This is a genomic window from Pseudomonas sp. TREG-RG-20F-10-E-6-01 (assembly GCF_022662455.1).
Classification (GTDB): Bacteria; Pseudomonadota; Gammaproteobacteria; order Pseudomonadales; family Pseudomonadaceae; genus Aquipseudomonas.
In genome coordinates this window covers 393,393-409,751 of the sequence record NZ_JAKNQP010000001.1, presented here as the reverse complement: position 1 = coordinate 409,751, position 16,359 = coordinate 393,393, and the positions used below count along the sequence as shown (strand labels likewise).

At 61.8% G+C, this 16,359-nt stretch carries 11 protein-coding genes; 7 read left to right on the top strand and 4 right to left on the bottom strand.

Annotated features, from left to right (window positions below):
- Positions 1 to 21: 21 nt before the first annotated feature.
- Both cysK and L8K08_RS01950 read left to right on the top strand, forming a co-directional pair.
- Positions 22 to 996 (top strand): cysteine synthase A, encoded by a 975-nt coding sequence (gene cysK / locus L8K08_RS01955; protein WP_145163016.1) that lies wholly within the window; start codon positions 22 to 24, stop codon positions 994 to 996.
- Between the two features lie 361 nt (positions 997 to 1,357).
- Positions 1,358 to 2,296, top strand: a complete 939-nt coding sequence (locus tag L8K08_RS01950; protein WP_145163021.1) for an aspartyl/asparaginyl beta-hydroxylase domain-containing protein — start codon at positions 1,358 to 1,360, stop codon at positions 2,294 to 2,296.
- Positions 2,297 to 2,368: 72 nt separating this feature from the next.
- On the opposite strand, the gene acnA is transcribed toward L8K08_RS01950, so the two are convergent.
- Positions 2,369 to 5,110, bottom strand: a complete 2,742-nt coding sequence (gene acnA / locus L8K08_RS01945) for an aconitate hydratase AcnA (protein WP_242193966.1) — start codon at positions 5,108 to 5,110, stop codon at positions 2,369 to 2,371.
- Positions 5,111 to 5,306: 196 nt separating this feature from the next.
- Between acnA and rlmM the strand changes: the two genes are divergently transcribed.
- Positions 5,307 to 6,383 carry a 23S rRNA (cytidine(2498)-2'-O)-methyltransferase RlmM gene (rlmM, locus tag L8K08_RS01940; protein ID WP_242193964.1) on the top strand — a complete coding sequence of 359 codons (1,077 nt, stop codon included), beginning with the start codon at positions 5,307 to 5,309 and terminating at the stop codon, positions 6,381 to 6,383.
- A gap of 146 nt (positions 6,384 to 6,529) precedes the next feature.
- Positions 6,530 to 6,781 carry a sulfurtransferase TusA gene (gene tusA / locus L8K08_RS01935; RefSeq protein ID WP_145163027.1) on the top strand — a complete coding sequence of 84 codons (252 nt, stop codon included), beginning with the start codon at positions 6,530 to 6,532 and terminating at the stop codon, positions 6,779 to 6,781.
- Here tusA and L8K08_RS01930 read toward each other — a convergent pair.
- On the bottom strand, positions 6,778 to 8,160 hold the full coding sequence (locus L8K08_RS01930; RefSeq protein ID WP_242193962.1) for an MATE family efflux transporter: 1,383 nt from the start codon (positions 8,158 to 8,160) through the stop codon (positions 6,778 to 6,780). The genes tusA and L8K08_RS01930 overlap by 4 nt on opposite strands.
- A 301-nt stretch (positions 8,161 to 8,461) precedes the next feature.
- Between L8K08_RS01930 and pdxB the strand changes: the two genes are divergently transcribed.
- Positions 8,462 to 9,604 carry a 4-phosphoerythronate dehydrogenase PdxB gene (gene pdxB / locus L8K08_RS01925; protein ID WP_242193960.1) on the top strand — a complete coding sequence of 381 codons (1,143 nt, stop codon included), beginning with the start codon at positions 8,462 to 8,464 and terminating at the stop codon, positions 9,602 to 9,604.
- 54 nt (positions 9,605 to 9,658) lie between these two features.
- Here the strand turns inward: pdxB and L8K08_RS01920 are convergent, their stop codons facing one another.
- Positions 9,659 to 9,832: a PA1571 family protein gene (locus L8K08_RS01920; RefSeq protein ID WP_027604248.1), complete on the bottom strand. Its 174-nt coding sequence runs from the start codon at positions 9,830 to 9,832 to the stop codon at positions 9,659 to 9,661.
- A 258-nt stretch (positions 9,833 to 10,090) separates the two neighbouring features.
- On the opposite strand from L8K08_RS01920, the gene L8K08_RS01915 reads away from it, so the two are divergent.
- Positions 10,091 to 11,878 (top strand): ABC transporter transmembrane domain-containing protein, encoded by a 1,788-nt coding sequence (locus L8K08_RS01915; RefSeq protein ID WP_242193958.1) that lies wholly within the window; start codon positions 10,091 to 10,093, stop codon positions 11,876 to 11,878.
- 241 nt (positions 11,879 to 12,119) lie between these two features.
- Here the strand turns inward: L8K08_RS01915 and L8K08_RS01910 are convergent, their stop codons facing one another.
- Positions 12,120 to 14,048, bottom strand: coding sequence for a transglycosylase SLT domain-containing protein (locus tag L8K08_RS01910; RefSeq protein WP_106576941.1), 1,929 nt, complete (start codon positions 14,046 to 14,048; stop codon positions 12,120 to 12,122).
- A gap of 213 nt (positions 14,049 to 14,261) precedes the next feature.
- On the opposite strand from L8K08_RS01910, the gene L8K08_RS01905 reads away from it, so the two are divergent.
- Positions 14,262 to 16,184, top strand: coding sequence for an ATP-binding cassette domain-containing protein (locus L8K08_RS01905; protein ID WP_145163036.1), 1,923 nt, complete (start codon positions 14,262 to 14,264; stop codon positions 16,182 to 16,184).
- Positions 16,185 to 16,359: the final 175 nt, after the last annotated feature.

The following is a 16,359-nucleotide window of genomic DNA, read 5'->3' as shown; positions in this document are numbered from 1 at the left end:
AAATTGCCTTAAGGACCCGTCATGAGCCGTATCTTTGCAGACAACGCGCACTCCATCGGTAACACGCCCCTGGTGCAGATCAACCGCATCGCACCACGTGGCGTGACCATCCTGGCCAAGATCGAGGGGCGTAACCCGGGTTATTCGGTGAAGTGCCGCATTGGCGCGAACATGATCTGGGACGCCGAAAGCACCGGCAAACTCAAGCCGGGCATGACCATTGTAGAACCGACTTCCGGCAACACCGGCATCGGCCTGGCGTTTGTCGCCGCCGCCCGTGGCTATAAGCTGCTGCTGACCATGCCGGCGTCGATGAGCATCGAGCGGCGTAAAGTGCTCAAGGCGCTTGGCGCCGAGCTGGTGTTGACCGAGCCGGCCAAAGGCATGAAAGGCGCGATCGACAAGGCTGGCGAGATCGTCGCCAGCGACCCGGCCACCTACTTCATGCCGGCGCAGTTCGAAAACCCGGCCAACCCGGCGATCCACGAAAAAACCACCGGCCCGGAAATCTGGAATGACACCGATGGTGCCGTGGACGTGCTGGTGGCGGGCGTAGGCACCGGCGGCACCATCACCGGCGTGTCGCGTTATATCAAGAACACGGCGGGCAAGCCGATTCTGTCGGTGGCGGTCGAGCCGATCGTTTCGCCGGTGATCACCCAGGCGTTGGCCGGTGAAGAGATCAAGCCGAGCCCGCACAAGATCCAGGGCATCGGCGCCGGGTTTGTGCCGAAAAACCTCGATCTGTCGATGGTGGACCGCGTAGAGCGGGTGACCGACGAGGAATCCAAGGCCATGGCCCTGCGCCTGATGCAGGAAGAGGGGATTTTGTGCGGTATTTCCTGTGGCGCCGCAATGGCCGTGGCCGTGCGTTTGGCCGAGAAACCGGAAATGCAGGGCAAGACCATCGTGGTGATCCTGCCGGACTCCGGTGAGCGCTACCTGTCGAGCATGCTGTTCAGCGATTTGTTCACCGACCAGGAAACCCAGGCCTGATCGGTTCACCGTGGCAAGAGGGCTTGTCGTGGCGAGCGGGCTTGCCCCGCGTTGGGCTGCGAAGCAGCCCCCAAAACCTGACGCCGCGGTTTATCAGTTGCACCGCGGCGTCTGAAGTGGGAGCGCTGCGCGCTCCAACGCGGGGCAAGCCCGCTCGCCACAACAAGCCTTCTTGCCACAACCAGCCTGCAGGCCACGACAAACCCGCCAGCCACAAGGGCCTCAGGGTGTTGATTTATGTCAGCCGGTCGGCCTGGGCCTTCTGCATAATGGCCCAAGTGTTTATCATGGCCGGCTGCTACGTCTGGTTTCCCTTCGACGGGAGGCTGTTGGCCAGGCGCTTATTTCCAGGAGTTGCTGCATGACCTTTTCTTTGGCCGCCAAACTGTCGGTGTTGCTGTTGTTTATCGGCAGCACGCTGTATGTGCACCTGCGTGGCAAGGCGCGTTTGCCGATGTTGCGTCAGTTCGTCAACCATTCGGCGCTGTTCGCACCCTATAACGCCCTGATGTACCTGTTCTCGGCCGTGCCGTCCAAACCGTACCTGGACCGCAGCAAGTTCCCGGAGCTGGATGTGCTCAAGGACAATTGGGAAGTGATCCGCGAAGAGGCCATGCACCTGTTCGACGAGGGTTACATCCGCGCCGCCGAAAAGAACAACGACGCCGGTTTCGGTTCGTTCTTCAAGAAGGGCTGGAAGCGTTTCTACCTCAAGTGGTACGACAAACCGCTGCCATCGGCCGAGGCGCTGTGCCCGAAAACCGTGGCCCTGGTCAGCAGCATCCCCAACGTCAAGGGCGCGATGTTCGCGCTGTTGCCGGGCGGCAGTCACCTCAACCCGCACCGCGACCCGTTTGCCGGTTCGCTGCGCTATCACCTCGGGTTGTCCACGCCAAACTCCGACGATTGCCGCATCTTCGTCGATGGTCAGGTCTATGCCTGGCGCGACGGTGAGGACGTGATGTTCGACGAAACCTACGTGCATTGGGTGAAGAACGAAACCGACCAGACCCGCGTGATCCTGTTCTGCGACATCGAACGCCCGCTGAGCAATCGCCTCATGACCCGCGTCAACCGTTGGGTCAGCATGCAGTTGGGCCGCGCAACTGCGCCGCAGAATCTGGATGATGAACGTGTTGGCGGGATCAACCAGGCGTATGCCTGGAGCAAGACCTTCAGCGACAAGTTCAGCGGCGTGGTCAAGCAATGGAAACGCAAGCATCCCAAGGCCTACCGCATTGCGCGGCCGGTGCTGGCGGTGGTGGTGCTGGTGCTGCTGTGGAAGTGGTTGTTCAGCTGATTTGAAAGGTTAAACACAGGTTGAAATGTGGGAGGGGGCAAGCCCCCTCCCACATTGGTTTTGCAGTGTTGCTTAAGAGGCGATCAACTGGCGCAGTACATAGTGCAAGATGCCGCCCGCCTTGAAGTACTCGACTTCATTGAGGGTGTCGATCCGGCACAGCACCTCGACTTTCTCGCTGCTGCCATCCTCACGCGTAATCACCAACGTCAGGTTCATGCGCGGCTCGATCTCGGCATGGGTCAGCCCAAGAATGTCGATCTTCTCCTTACCGGTGAGTTTGAGCGCCTTGCGGTTCTGATCCAGCTTGAACTGCAACGGCAGCACGCCCATACCCACCAGGTTGGAACGGTGAATCCGCTCGAAGCTCTCGGCGATCACCGCCTTGACTCCCAGCAAGTTGGTGCCCTTGGCTGCCCAGTCGCGGCTGGAACCGGTGCCGTATTCCTGGCCGGCGATCACCACCAGCGGTGTGCCCGACGCCTGGTATTTCATGGCCGCATCGTAGATCGGCATTTTCTCGCCGGTGGGGATGTACAGCGTGTTGCCGCCTTCTTCGCCGCCGAGCATTTCGTTGCGGATACGGATATTGGCAAACGTGCCGCGCATCATCACTTCATGGTTGCCCCGGCGTGAGCCGTAGGAGTTGAATTCACGCGGCTCCACGCCCTGCTCGCGCAGGTAGCGCCCGGCGGGGCTGTCGGCCTTGATGTTGCCAGCAGGGGAGATGTGGTCGGTGGTTACCGAATCGCCCAGCAAGGCCAGTACATTGGCGCCTTTGACGTCCTCGATGACCGGCAGTGGCCCGGCGATGTCGTCGAAGAACGGTGGGTGCTGGATGTACGTAGAGTCTTTCTGCCATACGTAAGTCGCCGCTTGCGGCACTTCAATCGCTTGCCACTGCTCATCGCCGGCAAACACCTCGGCATATTCCTTGTGGAACATGCCGGTGCTGACTTGGGCCACGGCGTCGGCGATTTCCTGGCTGCTTGGCCAGATGTCTTTCAGGTACACCGGCTGGCCGTCTTTGCCTTCGCCCAGCGGCTCGCGGCTGATGTCGATGCGCACCGTACCGGCCAACGCGTAGGCGACCACCAGGGGCGGCGAGGCCAGCCAGTTGGTTTTCACCAGGGGGTGTACGCGGCCCTCGAAATTGCGGTTGCCCGACAACACCGAGGCGACGGCGAGGTCGGCTTTCTGGATGGCTTTTTCGATCGGTTCAGGCAATGGCCCCGAGTTACCAATGCACGTGGTGCAGCCGTACCCCACAAGGTCGAAGCCCAGTTGGTCAAGGTATTGGGTGAGGCCCGCTGCCTTGTAATAGTCGGTGACCACTTTGGAGCCAGGCGCCAGCGAGGTTTTTACCCAGGGTTTACTGGTCAGGCCTTTTTCCACGGCTTTTTTTGCCACCAGGCCTGCGGCCATCATCACGCTGGGGTTGGACGTGTTGGTGCATGAGGTAATCGCGGCAATCACCACGGCGCCGTTTTTCAGGCGATAGGTGTGGCCGTCGTACTCATAGTCGGTTTCGCCCACCAAGTCGGCGTTGCCCACGGCGACACCGCCGCCGCCTTCGCTTTCCAGGCGGCCTTCTTCTTTGCTGGTTGGTTTGAATTGCAGGTCGAGGAAATCGCTGAAGGCCTGGCCCACATTCGGCAGCGACACACGGTCCTGCGGGCGTTTCGGCCCGGCGAGGCTGGCTTCGACGGTGCCCATGTCCAGCGCCAGGGTGTCGGTGAACACCGGCTCCTGGCCGGCGTTGCGCCACAGGCCCTGGGCCTTGGTGTAGGCCTCCACCAGCTTGACGGTTTCGGCAGGGCGGCCGGACAGGCGCAGGTAGTCCAGCGTCACTTCATCCACCGGGAAAAAGCCGCAGGTGGCGCCGTATTCAGGAGCCATGTTGGCGATGGTGGCGCGGTCGGCCAGCGGCAGGTCGGCCAGGCCGTCGCCGTAGAACTCGACGAACTTACCCACCACGCCTTTTTTACGCAGCATCTGGGTCACGGTCAGCACCAGGTCGGTGGCGGTGATGCCTTCCTTGAGTTTGCCGGTGAGCTTGAAGCCGATCACTTCCGGAATCAGCATCGACACCGGCTGGCCGAGCATCGCCGCTTCTGCTTCGATGCCGCCCACGCCCCAGCCGAGTACGCCAAGGCCGTTGATCATGGTGGTGTGCGAGTCGGTGCCTACCAGTGTGTCCGGGAAGGCGTAAGTGCGGCCGTCTTCGTCCTTGGTCCACACGGTGCGGCCCAGGTATTCAAGGTTGACCTGGTGGCAGATGCCGGTGCCCGGTGGCACCACGCTGAAGTTGTCAAAGGCGCTTTGGCCCCAACGCAGGAAGGCGTAGCGTTCGCCGTTGCGCTGCATTTCGATGTCGACGTTTTGCTCAAACGCGCTGGTGGTGCCGAATTTGTCAACCATCACCGAGTGGTCGATGACCAGGTCCACGGGGGAGAGCGGGTTGATGCGCTGCGGGTCGCCACCAGCCTTGGCCACGGCGGCGCGCATAGCGGCCAGGTCGACCACGGCGGGCACGCCGGTAAAGTCTTGCATCAGCACGCGGGCCGGGCGGTATTGGATTTCGCGGTCGGACTGACGCTCTTTGAGCCAGGCGGCGATGGCCTTGAGGTCGGTGCCGGTGACGGTTTTGCCGTCTTCCCAGCGCAGCAGGTTTTCCAGCAGCACCTTGAGGGACATCGGCAGCTTATCCAGGTCACCCAGGCTCTTGGCGGCTTCGGGCAAGCTGAAGTAGTGGTAAGTCTTGTCGTCGATTTGCACGGTTTTAAGGGTTCTCAGGCTATCAAGGGATGACATTACATGACTCCTTATGGTCCGCACGGCTACGGACCTGACGGGACGAACAGAGCTTTCAACTTAGCCCTGTTTTCATTAGCAGGCTAATAACTGGACTCTATCGTTAAGTCCAAGGTTCCGAACTCGGCTATCATGCGCGCGTTTTCATGACAGGTAGTGCGATAGCGCAATGCCGGTTGATTCACCAGGAGAGTTGATGAACACCCTTTTTATGCACTGCCGGCCGGGTTTTGAAGGCGAAGTCTGTTCCGAGATCGCGGAACACGCCGCGCGCCTGAACGTTTCCGGCTATGCCAAGACCAAGACCGGCAGCGCCTGCGCCGAATTTGTCTGCACCATCGAGGACGGCGCCCAGCGCCTGATGCACGGCCAGCGCTTTGCCGAGCTGATCTTCCCAAGGCAGTGGGCGCGCGGGGTGTTCATCGACCTGCCGGAAACAGACCGTATCAGCGTGATCCTCGCGCACCTGCAAGGCTTCCCGGTGTGCGGCAGCCTGTGGCTGGAGATGGTCGACACCAACGACGGCAAGGAACTGTCGAACTTCTGCAAGAAATTCGAAGTGCACCTGCGCAAAGCCTTGTTGAATGCCGGCAAGCTGGTCGATGACCCGAGCAAGCCGCGCCTGCTGCTGACCTTCAAGAGCGGCCGCGAAGTGTTCATGGGCCTGGCCGAGTCGAACAACTCGGCGATGTGGCCGATGGGCATCCCGCGCCTCAAGTTCCCGCGTGAGGCGCCCAGCCGCTCCACCCTGAAGCTGGAAGAGGCCTGGCACCACTTCATCCCCCGCGACCAGTGGGATGAGCGCCTGCACAGCGACATGACCGGCGTCGACCTCGGCGCAGCGCCCGGCGGTTGGACCTGGCAACTGGTCAACCGTGGCATGCTGGTGACCGCCATCGACAACGGCCCAATGGCCGAAAGCCTGATGGACACCGGCCTGGTTCAGCACCTGATGGCCGACGGCTTTACCTTTGTGCCCAAGCAGCCGGTGGACTGGATGGTCTGCGATATCGTCGAGAAGCCGGCGCGTAACGCGGCCCTGCTGGAAACCTGGATTGGCGAAGGCTATTGCCGTGAGGCGGTGGTGAACCTGAAATTGCCGATGAAGCAGCGTTACGCCGAGGTGAAGCGTTTGCTGGAACGCATTGAAGACGGCTTCAAGGCGCGTGGTATTCGTGTTGAGATCGGCTGCAAGCAGCTGTACCACGACCGTGAGGAAGTGACCTGCCACTTGCGTCGGCTGGTGGATGTGAAGAAGCAGAAGTCCCGCTGACACCTTGAGGTAACCACAAGACCAATGTGGGAGCGGGCTTGCTCGCGAAAGCGGTATAACAGTCGAAATTTATGTTGAATGTGCCCGCGTCTTCGCGAGCAAGCCCGCTCCCGTATGTTGAGCGGCGCCCGTTTCAGGAGTGATGTATGAATCAGCCCCTCGATTTGCCGGCAGACGCCGTGCTCGACGCCACCGGCCTCAACTGCCCGGAGCCGGTGATGATGCTGCACCAGCACATCCGCGACTTGCCGCCCGGCGGCTTGCTCAAGGTGATCGCGACCGACCCGTCCACCCGCCGCGATATTCCCAAATTCTGCGTGTTCCTTGACCACGAACTGGTGGATCAGCAGGAACAGGCTGGTACGTACCTGTACTGGATTCGCAAGAAGGCCGATTAAACCAGGCGAATCCGCCGGCGCGCGCTGCGTGTCAGGCGGATCACCAGCATCGCGGCGGCGCAGCTCAAGCCCACGATCAGTCCCTGCCACAGGCCGCTGGGTCCACTGGCGGCGCCCAGCCAATCGGTCAGCCCCAGCGCGTAACCCACCGGCAACCCCACGCCCCAATACGCGAACAAGGTCAGCACCATGGTCACCCGTGTGTCCTGATAACCCCGCAGCGCGCCAGCGGCCGTGACCTGGATCGCGTCCGAAAACTGGAACAGCGCCGCAAACACGATCAGCATCGACGCCACGTGGATCACCGACGGGTCAGGCGTATAGATCGTGGCAATCTGCTCGCGAAACAGCAGCATCAGGCTGCAGGACAGGCACGCGTAAGTCAGTGCCGTGCCCATGCCGACCCCAGCGGCAAAACGCGCTTCACGCGGCTCACCACGGCCCAGGGCCTGGCCGACTCGCACGGTAACGGCCATGCTCAGCGAGTAAGGGATCATGAACACCAGCGAGCTGAAGTTCAGCGCGATCTGGTGCCCGGCCACTACGCTGGCGCCCAGGCTGCCGATCAGCAGGGCGATCACCGCAAAGATGCTCGATTCGGCAAACACCGCAATGCCGATCGGCAGGCCAATGCTCAGCACACGCTTGATCACCGACCATTTTGGCCAGTCGAAATGCTTGAACAACTCGCTGCTCTGATAGGCCGGTGCCCAGCGGGTCCAAGCGGCCAGGCCGAGCATCATCACCCACATCACGATTGCCGTGGCCCAGCCGCAACCCACGCCGCCCATGGCCGGCACGCCGAAGTGGCCATAAATGAACACGTAGTTCAGCGGAATATTCAGCGCCAGCCCGCACAGACCCATGACCATGCTCGGCCGCGTGCGACCCAGGCCGTCGCTGAAGCAGCGCAGCACGTAATACAGGGCGATGGCCGGCATGCCGGAGGCGATGCCGTGCAAGTAGGCCATGCACGGTTTGATCAGCTCGGGGTCGACATTCATCGCATGCAGGATCGGCTCGGCGCTGACCAGCATCAGCAGCGCGGTGAGCCCGACCACCACGGCCAGCCACAACGATTGACGCACCAGCGGGCCGATCTCGGAGTAGTGGCCGGCACCGAAGCGCTGGGCGACCTTGGGCGTGGTGGCCAGCAAAGTGCCGGTCATCAGCAGGTACACCGGAATCCAGATCGAGTTGCCCAGGGCCACGGCTGCCAGGTCTCGCGGGCTCACACGCCCGGCCATGACCGCGTCGACGAAGCCCATGGCGGTGGTCGCGAGTTGGCCGATCATGATCGGCAGGGCCAGGGTCAGCAGGCTGCGCACCTCGCGGCTGACGCGGGCGGGGCGGGAGAGGGCGGTGGTGGCGGTGTTCACGTGCGAGTGTCCAGTAAAAGTGTTGCAAAGGACGGCGCAGTCTACGCGCTGACGCACCGGTCAGGAAAAAACCTGTGTTAGCGATTTGTAAGCGCTCCTGCGGCAGCCGCATTAATCCTGTGTGGACTGGCTTATGTGGGAGCTGGCTTGCCTGCGATGCAGACGCCTCGGTCTATCAGCTGTACCGAGGTGATGCTATCGCGGGCAAGTCTGGCTCCCACATCAGCACTGCTCACCCGGCATCTGCGGTGTTACACAGATCGCATCCCTGTACACTGCTGGTCCGCGAAAGGAGCCTGCCATGCTGATTGTTGCCGACGAAAATATCCCGCTGCTCGATGCATTCTTCGAAGGGTTTGGCGAGATTCGCCGGGTGCCAGGCCGGTCCATCGACCGCGCCACGGTCGAGCAGGCCAACGTGCTGCTAGTGCGCTCGGTGACCAACGTCAATCGCGCGTTGCTGGAAGGCACACAGGTTCGGTTTGTCGGCACCTGCACCATCGGCACCGACCATCTGGACCTCGACTACTTCAAGCAGGCCGGCATCACCTGGTCCAGCGCGCCGGGCTGCAATGCGCGTGGCGTGGTGGACTATGTGCTGGGCAGCCTGCAGACCCTGGCCGAAATTGAAGGCGTCGACCTCAATCAGCGCACCTACGGCGTTGTCGGTGCCGGTGAAGTCGGCGGGCGGCTGGTCAAGGTGCTCAAGGGCCTGGGCTGGAACGTGCTGGTGTGCGACCCGCCGCGCCAGATCGCTGAAGACGGCGATTACGTCAGCCTCGAACAGATCATCCAGCAGTGCGACGTCATCAGTCTGCACACGCCGCTGACCAAATCCGGCAACGGCTCCACCTGGCATTTGTTTGACCGCGAGCGCCTCAACCGCCTCAAGCCTGGCGCCTGGCTGATCAACGCCAGCCGTGGCCCGGTGGTGGACAATGCTGCCCTGCGTGAAGTGTTGCTGGAGCGTGAGGACCTGCAAGCGGTGTTGGACGTGTGGGAAGGCGAGCCCGAAGTGGATGTCGATTTGGCTGACCTGTGTGTGCTGGCAACCCCACATATCGCCGGTTACAGCCTCGACGGCAAGCAGCGCGGCACTGCACAGATTTATCAGGCGTTCTGCGCCCATCTGGGCCAGGCGCCGAGCATCCAGCTAAGTGATCTGCTGCCGCAGCCGTGGCTGGCCGAGGTGCACTTGAACGCTTCGACCGACCCGGCCTGGGCGTTGGCGACCTTGTGCCGCAGCGTGTACGACCCGCGCCGTGATGACGCGGATTTGCGCCGTAGCCTCGTAGGCTCTGTGGACGAGCAGCGCAAGGCGTTCGACCTGCTGCGCAAGCATTACCCGCAGCGCCGAGAGATTGACGGCTTGAAGGTGCGAATCAATGGCGACTCTGCCGCGCTGTCGGCGATCGTCACCGCCCTGGGCGCCGAACTGCTCTGACGCGCGGCATAAAAAACCGGCCACAGGGGCCGGGTTTGAAAGAGCTCGGGCGTATCAGCCTTGCTGCGCAGGCTTGACCAGGCGCTGTTCCAGTTCGCGGCACGCTTGCTGGATCATCTCTTCGGTAATCTGCACTTCGCGGCCTTGAGCGTCGATCACGGAGCAAGGCAGATGCTGCGGTTGGCGGATCACTTCAATCTTGGCATCGCTGCTGTTTTGCAAGGTCATGGCCTGTCTCCTCATCAGGTTGTGTACCTACTGTGTTTCTTACATTAAGCCCCCCGCGTGACCAAGCTATTACAACTCCTTACAAAGTCACCGGTTCGAACAACCAGTCCACCAGAAAGCGATACAAATTTCCAGCGGGGGGTTAGACCGATAACCTCTAGAGATCAGCATCGGCGGGCATAATTAACCTGACTCATTGTTATTTACTCAAGTTCCCCCAATGTTGTGGTGTAGATACTTATCTCCCCTGCGCAGGTGATGCCCTCCATGTTCTCAGTCCTTCAACGCCGTGCGATCCGCTTGGCCAGCCGCTTTATCGCGCCCTACCGTTGGCAGGCGCTGGGTGCCTTGCTGGCGCTGATCGTCACGGCCGGCATCACCTTGTCCATGGGGCAGGGCATTCGCCTGCTGGTCGACCAGGGCTTCATGACGCAGTCGCCGCACCTGCTCAACCAGTCCATCGGTCTGTTCATGATTCTGGTGCTGGGCCTGGCCGTGGGTACGTTTGCGCGGTTTTACCTGGTGTCGTGGATCGGCGAGCGGGTGGTGGCGGATATTCGCCGGCAGGTGTTCAACCATTTGATCTACCTGCACCCCGGCTTTTACGAAAACAATCGCAGCTCGGAAATCCAGTCGCGGTTGACCACCGACACCACCTTGCTGCAATCGGTGATCGGCTCCTCGCTGTCGCTGTTCCTGCGCAATGCCCTGATGGTCATCGGCGGCATCGTGCTGTTGTTTGTCACCAACCCCAAGCTCACCAGTATCGTGGTGATCGCGCTGCCACTGGTGCTGGCGCCGATCCTGATTTTCGGCCGGCGTGTGCGCAGCCTCTCGCGCCTGAGCCAGGACCGCATCGCTGACGTCGGCAGTTATGTGTCCGAGACCCTCGGCCAGATCAAGACCGTGCAGGCCTACAACCATCAGGTCCAGGACGAGCAGCGTTTTGCCGTTACCGTGGAGGAGGCCTTTGCCACGGCGCGCAAGCGTATCGTGCAACGCGCCTGGCTGATTACGCTGGTGATCATGCTGGTGCTCGGCGCCGTTGGCGTGATGCTGTGGGTCGGCGGGATGGACGTGATTGGCGGCCGTATTTCCGGCGGTGAGTTGGCCGCGTTCGTGTTTTACAGCCTGATCGTCGGCAGCGCGGTCGGCACGTTGAGCGAAGTGCTTGGCGAACTGCAACGCGCCGCCGGTGCTGCTGAGCGGATTGGCGAGTTGTTGCAGTCGAGCAATGAAATCCAGGCCCCCGCCGATGGCACCGTACGGTTGCCGGAGCGCGTCAGCGGCCGCATGGAACTGCAAGGCCTGCGCTTTTCCTACCCGTCGCGCCCGGACAGCTACGCCATCGACGGTTTGAGCCTGACCATCCATCCCGGCGAAACCCTGGCACTGGTCGGCCCATCCGGCGCCGGTAAGTCCACGATCTTCGACCTGCTGCTGCGTTTCTATGACCCCCAGCACGGCCGCATCCTGCTCGAAGGCCACCCGCTGACCGCGCTCGACCCGATGGACCTGCGCCGCCACTTCGCATTGGTGTCGCAAAGCCCGGCGCTGTTTTTCGGCAGCGTCGAAGAAAACATCCGCTACGGCAACCCGTGCGCCACCACCGCGCAGGTCGAGGCCGCGGCGCGCATCGCCCATGCCCACGACTTCATCCTGCAAATGCCCCAGGGCTATCAGACCCACCTTGGCGACGGCGGCATGGGCCTCTCCGGCGGCCAGCGCCAACGCCTGGCCATCGCCCGTGCGTTGTTGGTGGACGCGCCGATCCTGCTGCTGGACGAAGCCACCAGCGCACTGGATGCCCAGAGCGAGCATTTGATTCAGCAGGCACTGCCGCAACTGATGCAGGGCCGCACCACCTTGGTGATTGCGCATCGGTTGGCAACGGTGAAAAACGCCGACCGCATTGCGGTGATGGACCAGGGCAAGCTGGTGGCGGTGGGCACGCATCAGCAGTTGATCGCGAGCAATCCGCTGTATGCGCGGTTGGCGGCGTTGCAGTTCAATGAGGGTGATGAGGTCGCGAAAAGCGAGGGTTAGCCGGCCTGCATTGTGCTGTTTTTGTGGCGAGCGGGCTTGCCCCGCGTTGGGCTGCGTAGCAGCCCCAAAACCTGTCTACTCGGTTTGAACGGTTATACCGAGGCGCCTGAATGGGAGCGCTTCGCACTCCAGCGCAGGGCAAGCCTGCTCGCCACAACAGGCCTGCTGGCCACATTAACCCTGCTGGCCACACCAAGCCCCCGCACCAGTAAAACCGCCGCAGCCTCTTCGTCAGTCAGCCTTACTGATCATCAAAATACCGCTCATGCCAATCCACCAGCGGCTGCGGTGAGTTGAGTTTTTGCCCGTAGATCACCGAATAAGACAGCACGTTCTGCACGTACTGGCGAGTTTCGTCGAACGGGATGCTTTCCACCCACACATCAAAACTCAGGTGATCCGCACCGCGCAGCCATTGGCGTACGCGCCCTGGGCCGGCGTTGTAGGCGGCGGAGGCAAGCACGCGGTTGCCGTTGAACTGGCTGTGCACCTGGCTCAGGTAGGCGGCGCCAAGCTGGATGTTTTTGTCCGGGTCCAGCACCTGGGCCGGGGATGCCAGCGGGATGCTGAACTTGCGCGCGGTTTCCTTGGCGGTGCCGGGCATCAGTTGCATCAGGCCGCTGGCGCCGACGCCGGAGCGTGCGTCGTCCATGAAGGCACTTTCCTGGCGGGTGATGGCAAACACCCAGCTGGAATGCAGGCCACGCACCTTGGCTTCGCGCACCAGGGTGTCACGGTGGGCCATCGGGAAGCGGATATCCAGGTCATCCCAGTACTGGGCCTGGCTGATGGTGCGGATCGCCGGGAAGTACCACTTCATGTCATAGGCCAGCTTGGCCTGGGCGACCATTTCATCGCGGTTGAAGTGGCGACTCACGTGGTACCACTCGCGGCGGCCATCGACAATCTGGCCACGTGCATAAAACTCCAGCGCGCGGCGTACACCGGGCGTGTTACGGACCTTGTTGACCAGCGCCTGGCTCATCACCAGCGGCTTGTTTTTCAGCTGATACGGCGCTTTGGAGCGGTCGGCGGCGAGGAAACCGTAGAAATCCCGTTCCTGCGCGAGGTTTTTGTACAGCACCAGCGGCTGCGGGTTTTTCGGCTCGGCCAGCTCCAGGCTGCGCGCTTGCCAGTAACGCCAGCGGTTGGTGGTCGCCAGGTCTTGTGGGAGTTTGCGGGTCAACTGGTAGGCATCTTCCCAGCGTGCCAGACGCAGCAGCAGGCGCAGGCGCCATTCGGAGACGGTGTTATCACGCAGCTCCGGGTCGTATTTGGTCATTACGTCCAGCGCGCGCGGGTCGTAGCGGCGTGCCAGGGTCAAGCCGATTTCACGGGCGATCGACACTTTTTCGTCACGGGAGAAGTGCATGCTGCTGGCGTAGCCGTCGAGCAGCGCCATGGCCTTGTCCGGGTCCTGGCGTGCCAGGCGACGCAGGCCCAGGCCGACGGCGTCAGACATCGCCTCGTTGGCCGGCAGGAAGCGCGACGGGTCGCTGAGCATGTCCGGCTTTTGCGCCACGTCGACCATCAGGCGGCCTTGGGCGCCAAGGGTCGGCAGGGTTTTCACCAGGCTGTTGGCCAGGGCGTAGTTGCGTGCTTCGGCGGCGAGCTTGGCGCGGTCCCAGATTTTCTGTTCAGTGAGTTGGCCATCGGCGGCCCACTGGCCGAACGTGGCATCACACGCGGCGGGTTGGGATTTGCCGGTCAGCCAGAGTTTTTCGGTGGTCTTGTAGCCTTCGGCTTTCAAGTTATGGGTGAGCTGGTACTGACCATGCAGGCAGTCCAGTTCGACGAAATTGAGTTTGGCGTCGTAGTACTTTTCAAACGTCTGCCAGTCGCCACGGTCGGCCAGCCAGCGCAACCAGCGCAGCTTCATCCAGTTGGCCTGGGGCAGGTCGCCGTTTTTAGCGAGGAACTGTTCGATTTCCTCGTTGCTCGCGGTTTTCAGCCGCGCGGTCAGCTCGTCATAGGCCAGGTACGGCGTGAGCGGGTAGTCGGCCAGGGCCTGGCTGTATTGCATGTACGGCCCGCTGTCGCCTTTGGCGAGGGCGCGTTTGGCTTCATCGTAATATTGACGTTGGGTGGTGAGGTCCACGGCCTGGGCGGATTGAACGGCGGTGGCGGAAAGAAGCAGACAAGATAAAAAGTTGAAAAGGCGACTGCGCATGAGACGTCCGTGCAGAGAAATCACGACTAGCACCGGCACCGCCGACACTGATTGCCCCTAGCTTAGCCTTTTGCCAGCGACCGGCGAAAGCTTTGCCGGCCGGCTGGCTGAAGTTCATCGTAAATGTCCTGCAGAACGTGTCGCCAGCGAAAATGCCGGCCGCATCCCACCCTCAAGTCAGGTAGAATGCGCGCCCAGTTTTTGGAGAAGCGTATGACCCTGCTCAAATTCAGCGATGTGTCCCTTGCTTTCGGCGCTATGCCGTTGTTGGACAAGGTGTCCTGGCAGATCGCCCGTGGTGAGCGGGTGTGCATCATCGGCCGCAACGGCACCGGCAAGTCCAGCATGATGAAGCTGGTTAAAGGCGATCAGAAGCCCGATGACGGCTCTGTTTGGCGTGCCCCGGGCCTGAAGATCGGCGAATTGCCGCAAGAATTGCCGGTGGCCGACGGACGGACAGTGTTCGACGTGGTTGCCGAAGGCCTGGACGGCGTCGGCGAGTTGCTCGCGCAATACCACCACCTGGCGCAGAACTGCGTCACCGAAGAGGACCTGGACAAGCTGATGCACGTCCAGCAAGACCTCGAAGCCCGTGACGGCTGGCGCTTGCAGCAACTGGTCGACAGCACCCTGAGCCGCCTGCAACTGCCGGCCGACAAGACCCTCGCCGAGTTGTCCGGCGGCTGGCGTCGTCGCGTGCTGCTGGCTCAGGCGCTGGTGTCCGAGCCGGATTTGTTGCTGCTCGACGAACCAACCAACCACTTGGACATCGGCGCAATCGCCTGGCTGGAAGAAGCCCTCAAGGATTTCCAGGGCGCCGTGCTGTTCATCACGCACGACCGTTCCTTCCTGCAGAACCTGGCCACGCGCATCCTCGAACTGGACCGTGGCGGCCTGATCGACTGGAACGGCGACTACGCCAGCTTCCTGGTGCACAAAGAGGCCACGCTGGCCGCTGAAGAAACTGCCAACGCGCTGTTCGACAAAAAGCTGGCCCAGGAAGAAGTCTGGATTCGCCAGGGCATCAAGGCCCGTCGCACCCGTAACGAAGGCCGTGTACGCGCCTTGAAAGCCCTGCGCGTTGAGCGCAGCGAGCGCCGTGAACGCACCGGCAAGGCCAATATCCAGCTGGATACCGCCGACAAGTCGGGCAAGCAGGTGATGGTGCTGGAAAACGTCAGCTTCCATCACCCGGACGGCCCGTTCCTGATCAAAGACTTTTCGATGGTCCTGCAGCGCGGCGACCGTATCGGCCTGCTGGGCGCCAACGGCACCGGCAAGACCACCTTGCTCAAGCTGATGCTCAATGGTCTGCAACCGACCAGCGGCACGGTAGAAGAGGGCACGCGCATCGACGTGGCCTACTTCGACCAGTTGCGCCATCAGTTGGACCTGGAAAAAACCGTGATCGACAACGTCGCCGAAGGCCGCGACTTTATCGACATCGACGGCCAGAGCCGCCACGTGCTGAGCTACCTGGGCGACTTCCTGTTCAGCCCGCAACGCGCACGTACGCCGGTGAAAGCCTTGTCCGGTGGTGAGCGTGCGCGCCTGCTGCTGGCCAAGCTGTTCAGCAAGCCGGCCAACCTGCTGGTGCTCGACGAACCGACCAACGACCTCGACGTGGAAACCCTCGAACTGCTGGAAGAGGTCTTGCTGACCTTCAACGGCACCGTGCTGATGGTCAGCCACGACCGGGCATTCCTCGACAACGTGGTCACCAGCACGCTGGTCTTCGAAGGTGAAGGCAAGGTGCGTGAATACGTCGGTGGTTATCAGGACTGGCTGCGTCAGGGCGGCTCGCCGCGCCTGCTGGGCGTGACCGAGAGCAAGTCCGGCAAGGCCGACCTGACCTCCGCTGTCGTTGCGCCAGTGGCTGCCGCTGCTGCTCCGGCCCAGGACGCTGCACCGTCGACCAAGAAGAAGCTCAGCTACAAGCTGCAACGTGAGCTGGAAGCCTTGCCGGGCGATATCGACGCCAAGGAACAGCAGATTGCCGCAGTAGAAGCGGAAATGGCTGACGCAGGTTTCTACCTGCGTCCGGCGGCGGAAACCGCCAAGGTCATTGCGTCCCTGGAAACGTTGAACCAGGAGCTGGAAGTGTTGGTTGAGCGTTGGGCCGAGCTGGATGCCTGATTGATTCAAGCGCACTAAAAAACCCGGTGTTCATCTGATGAATACCGGGTTTTTTATATGAAGTGCGATTAGACATGTGGGACGGCTTGTGTGGGAGTCGGGCTTGCCCGCGATGCAGGCACCGCGGTGCGTCAGTTGGCCTGCGGTGATGCTATCGCAGGCAAGCCAGCTCCCA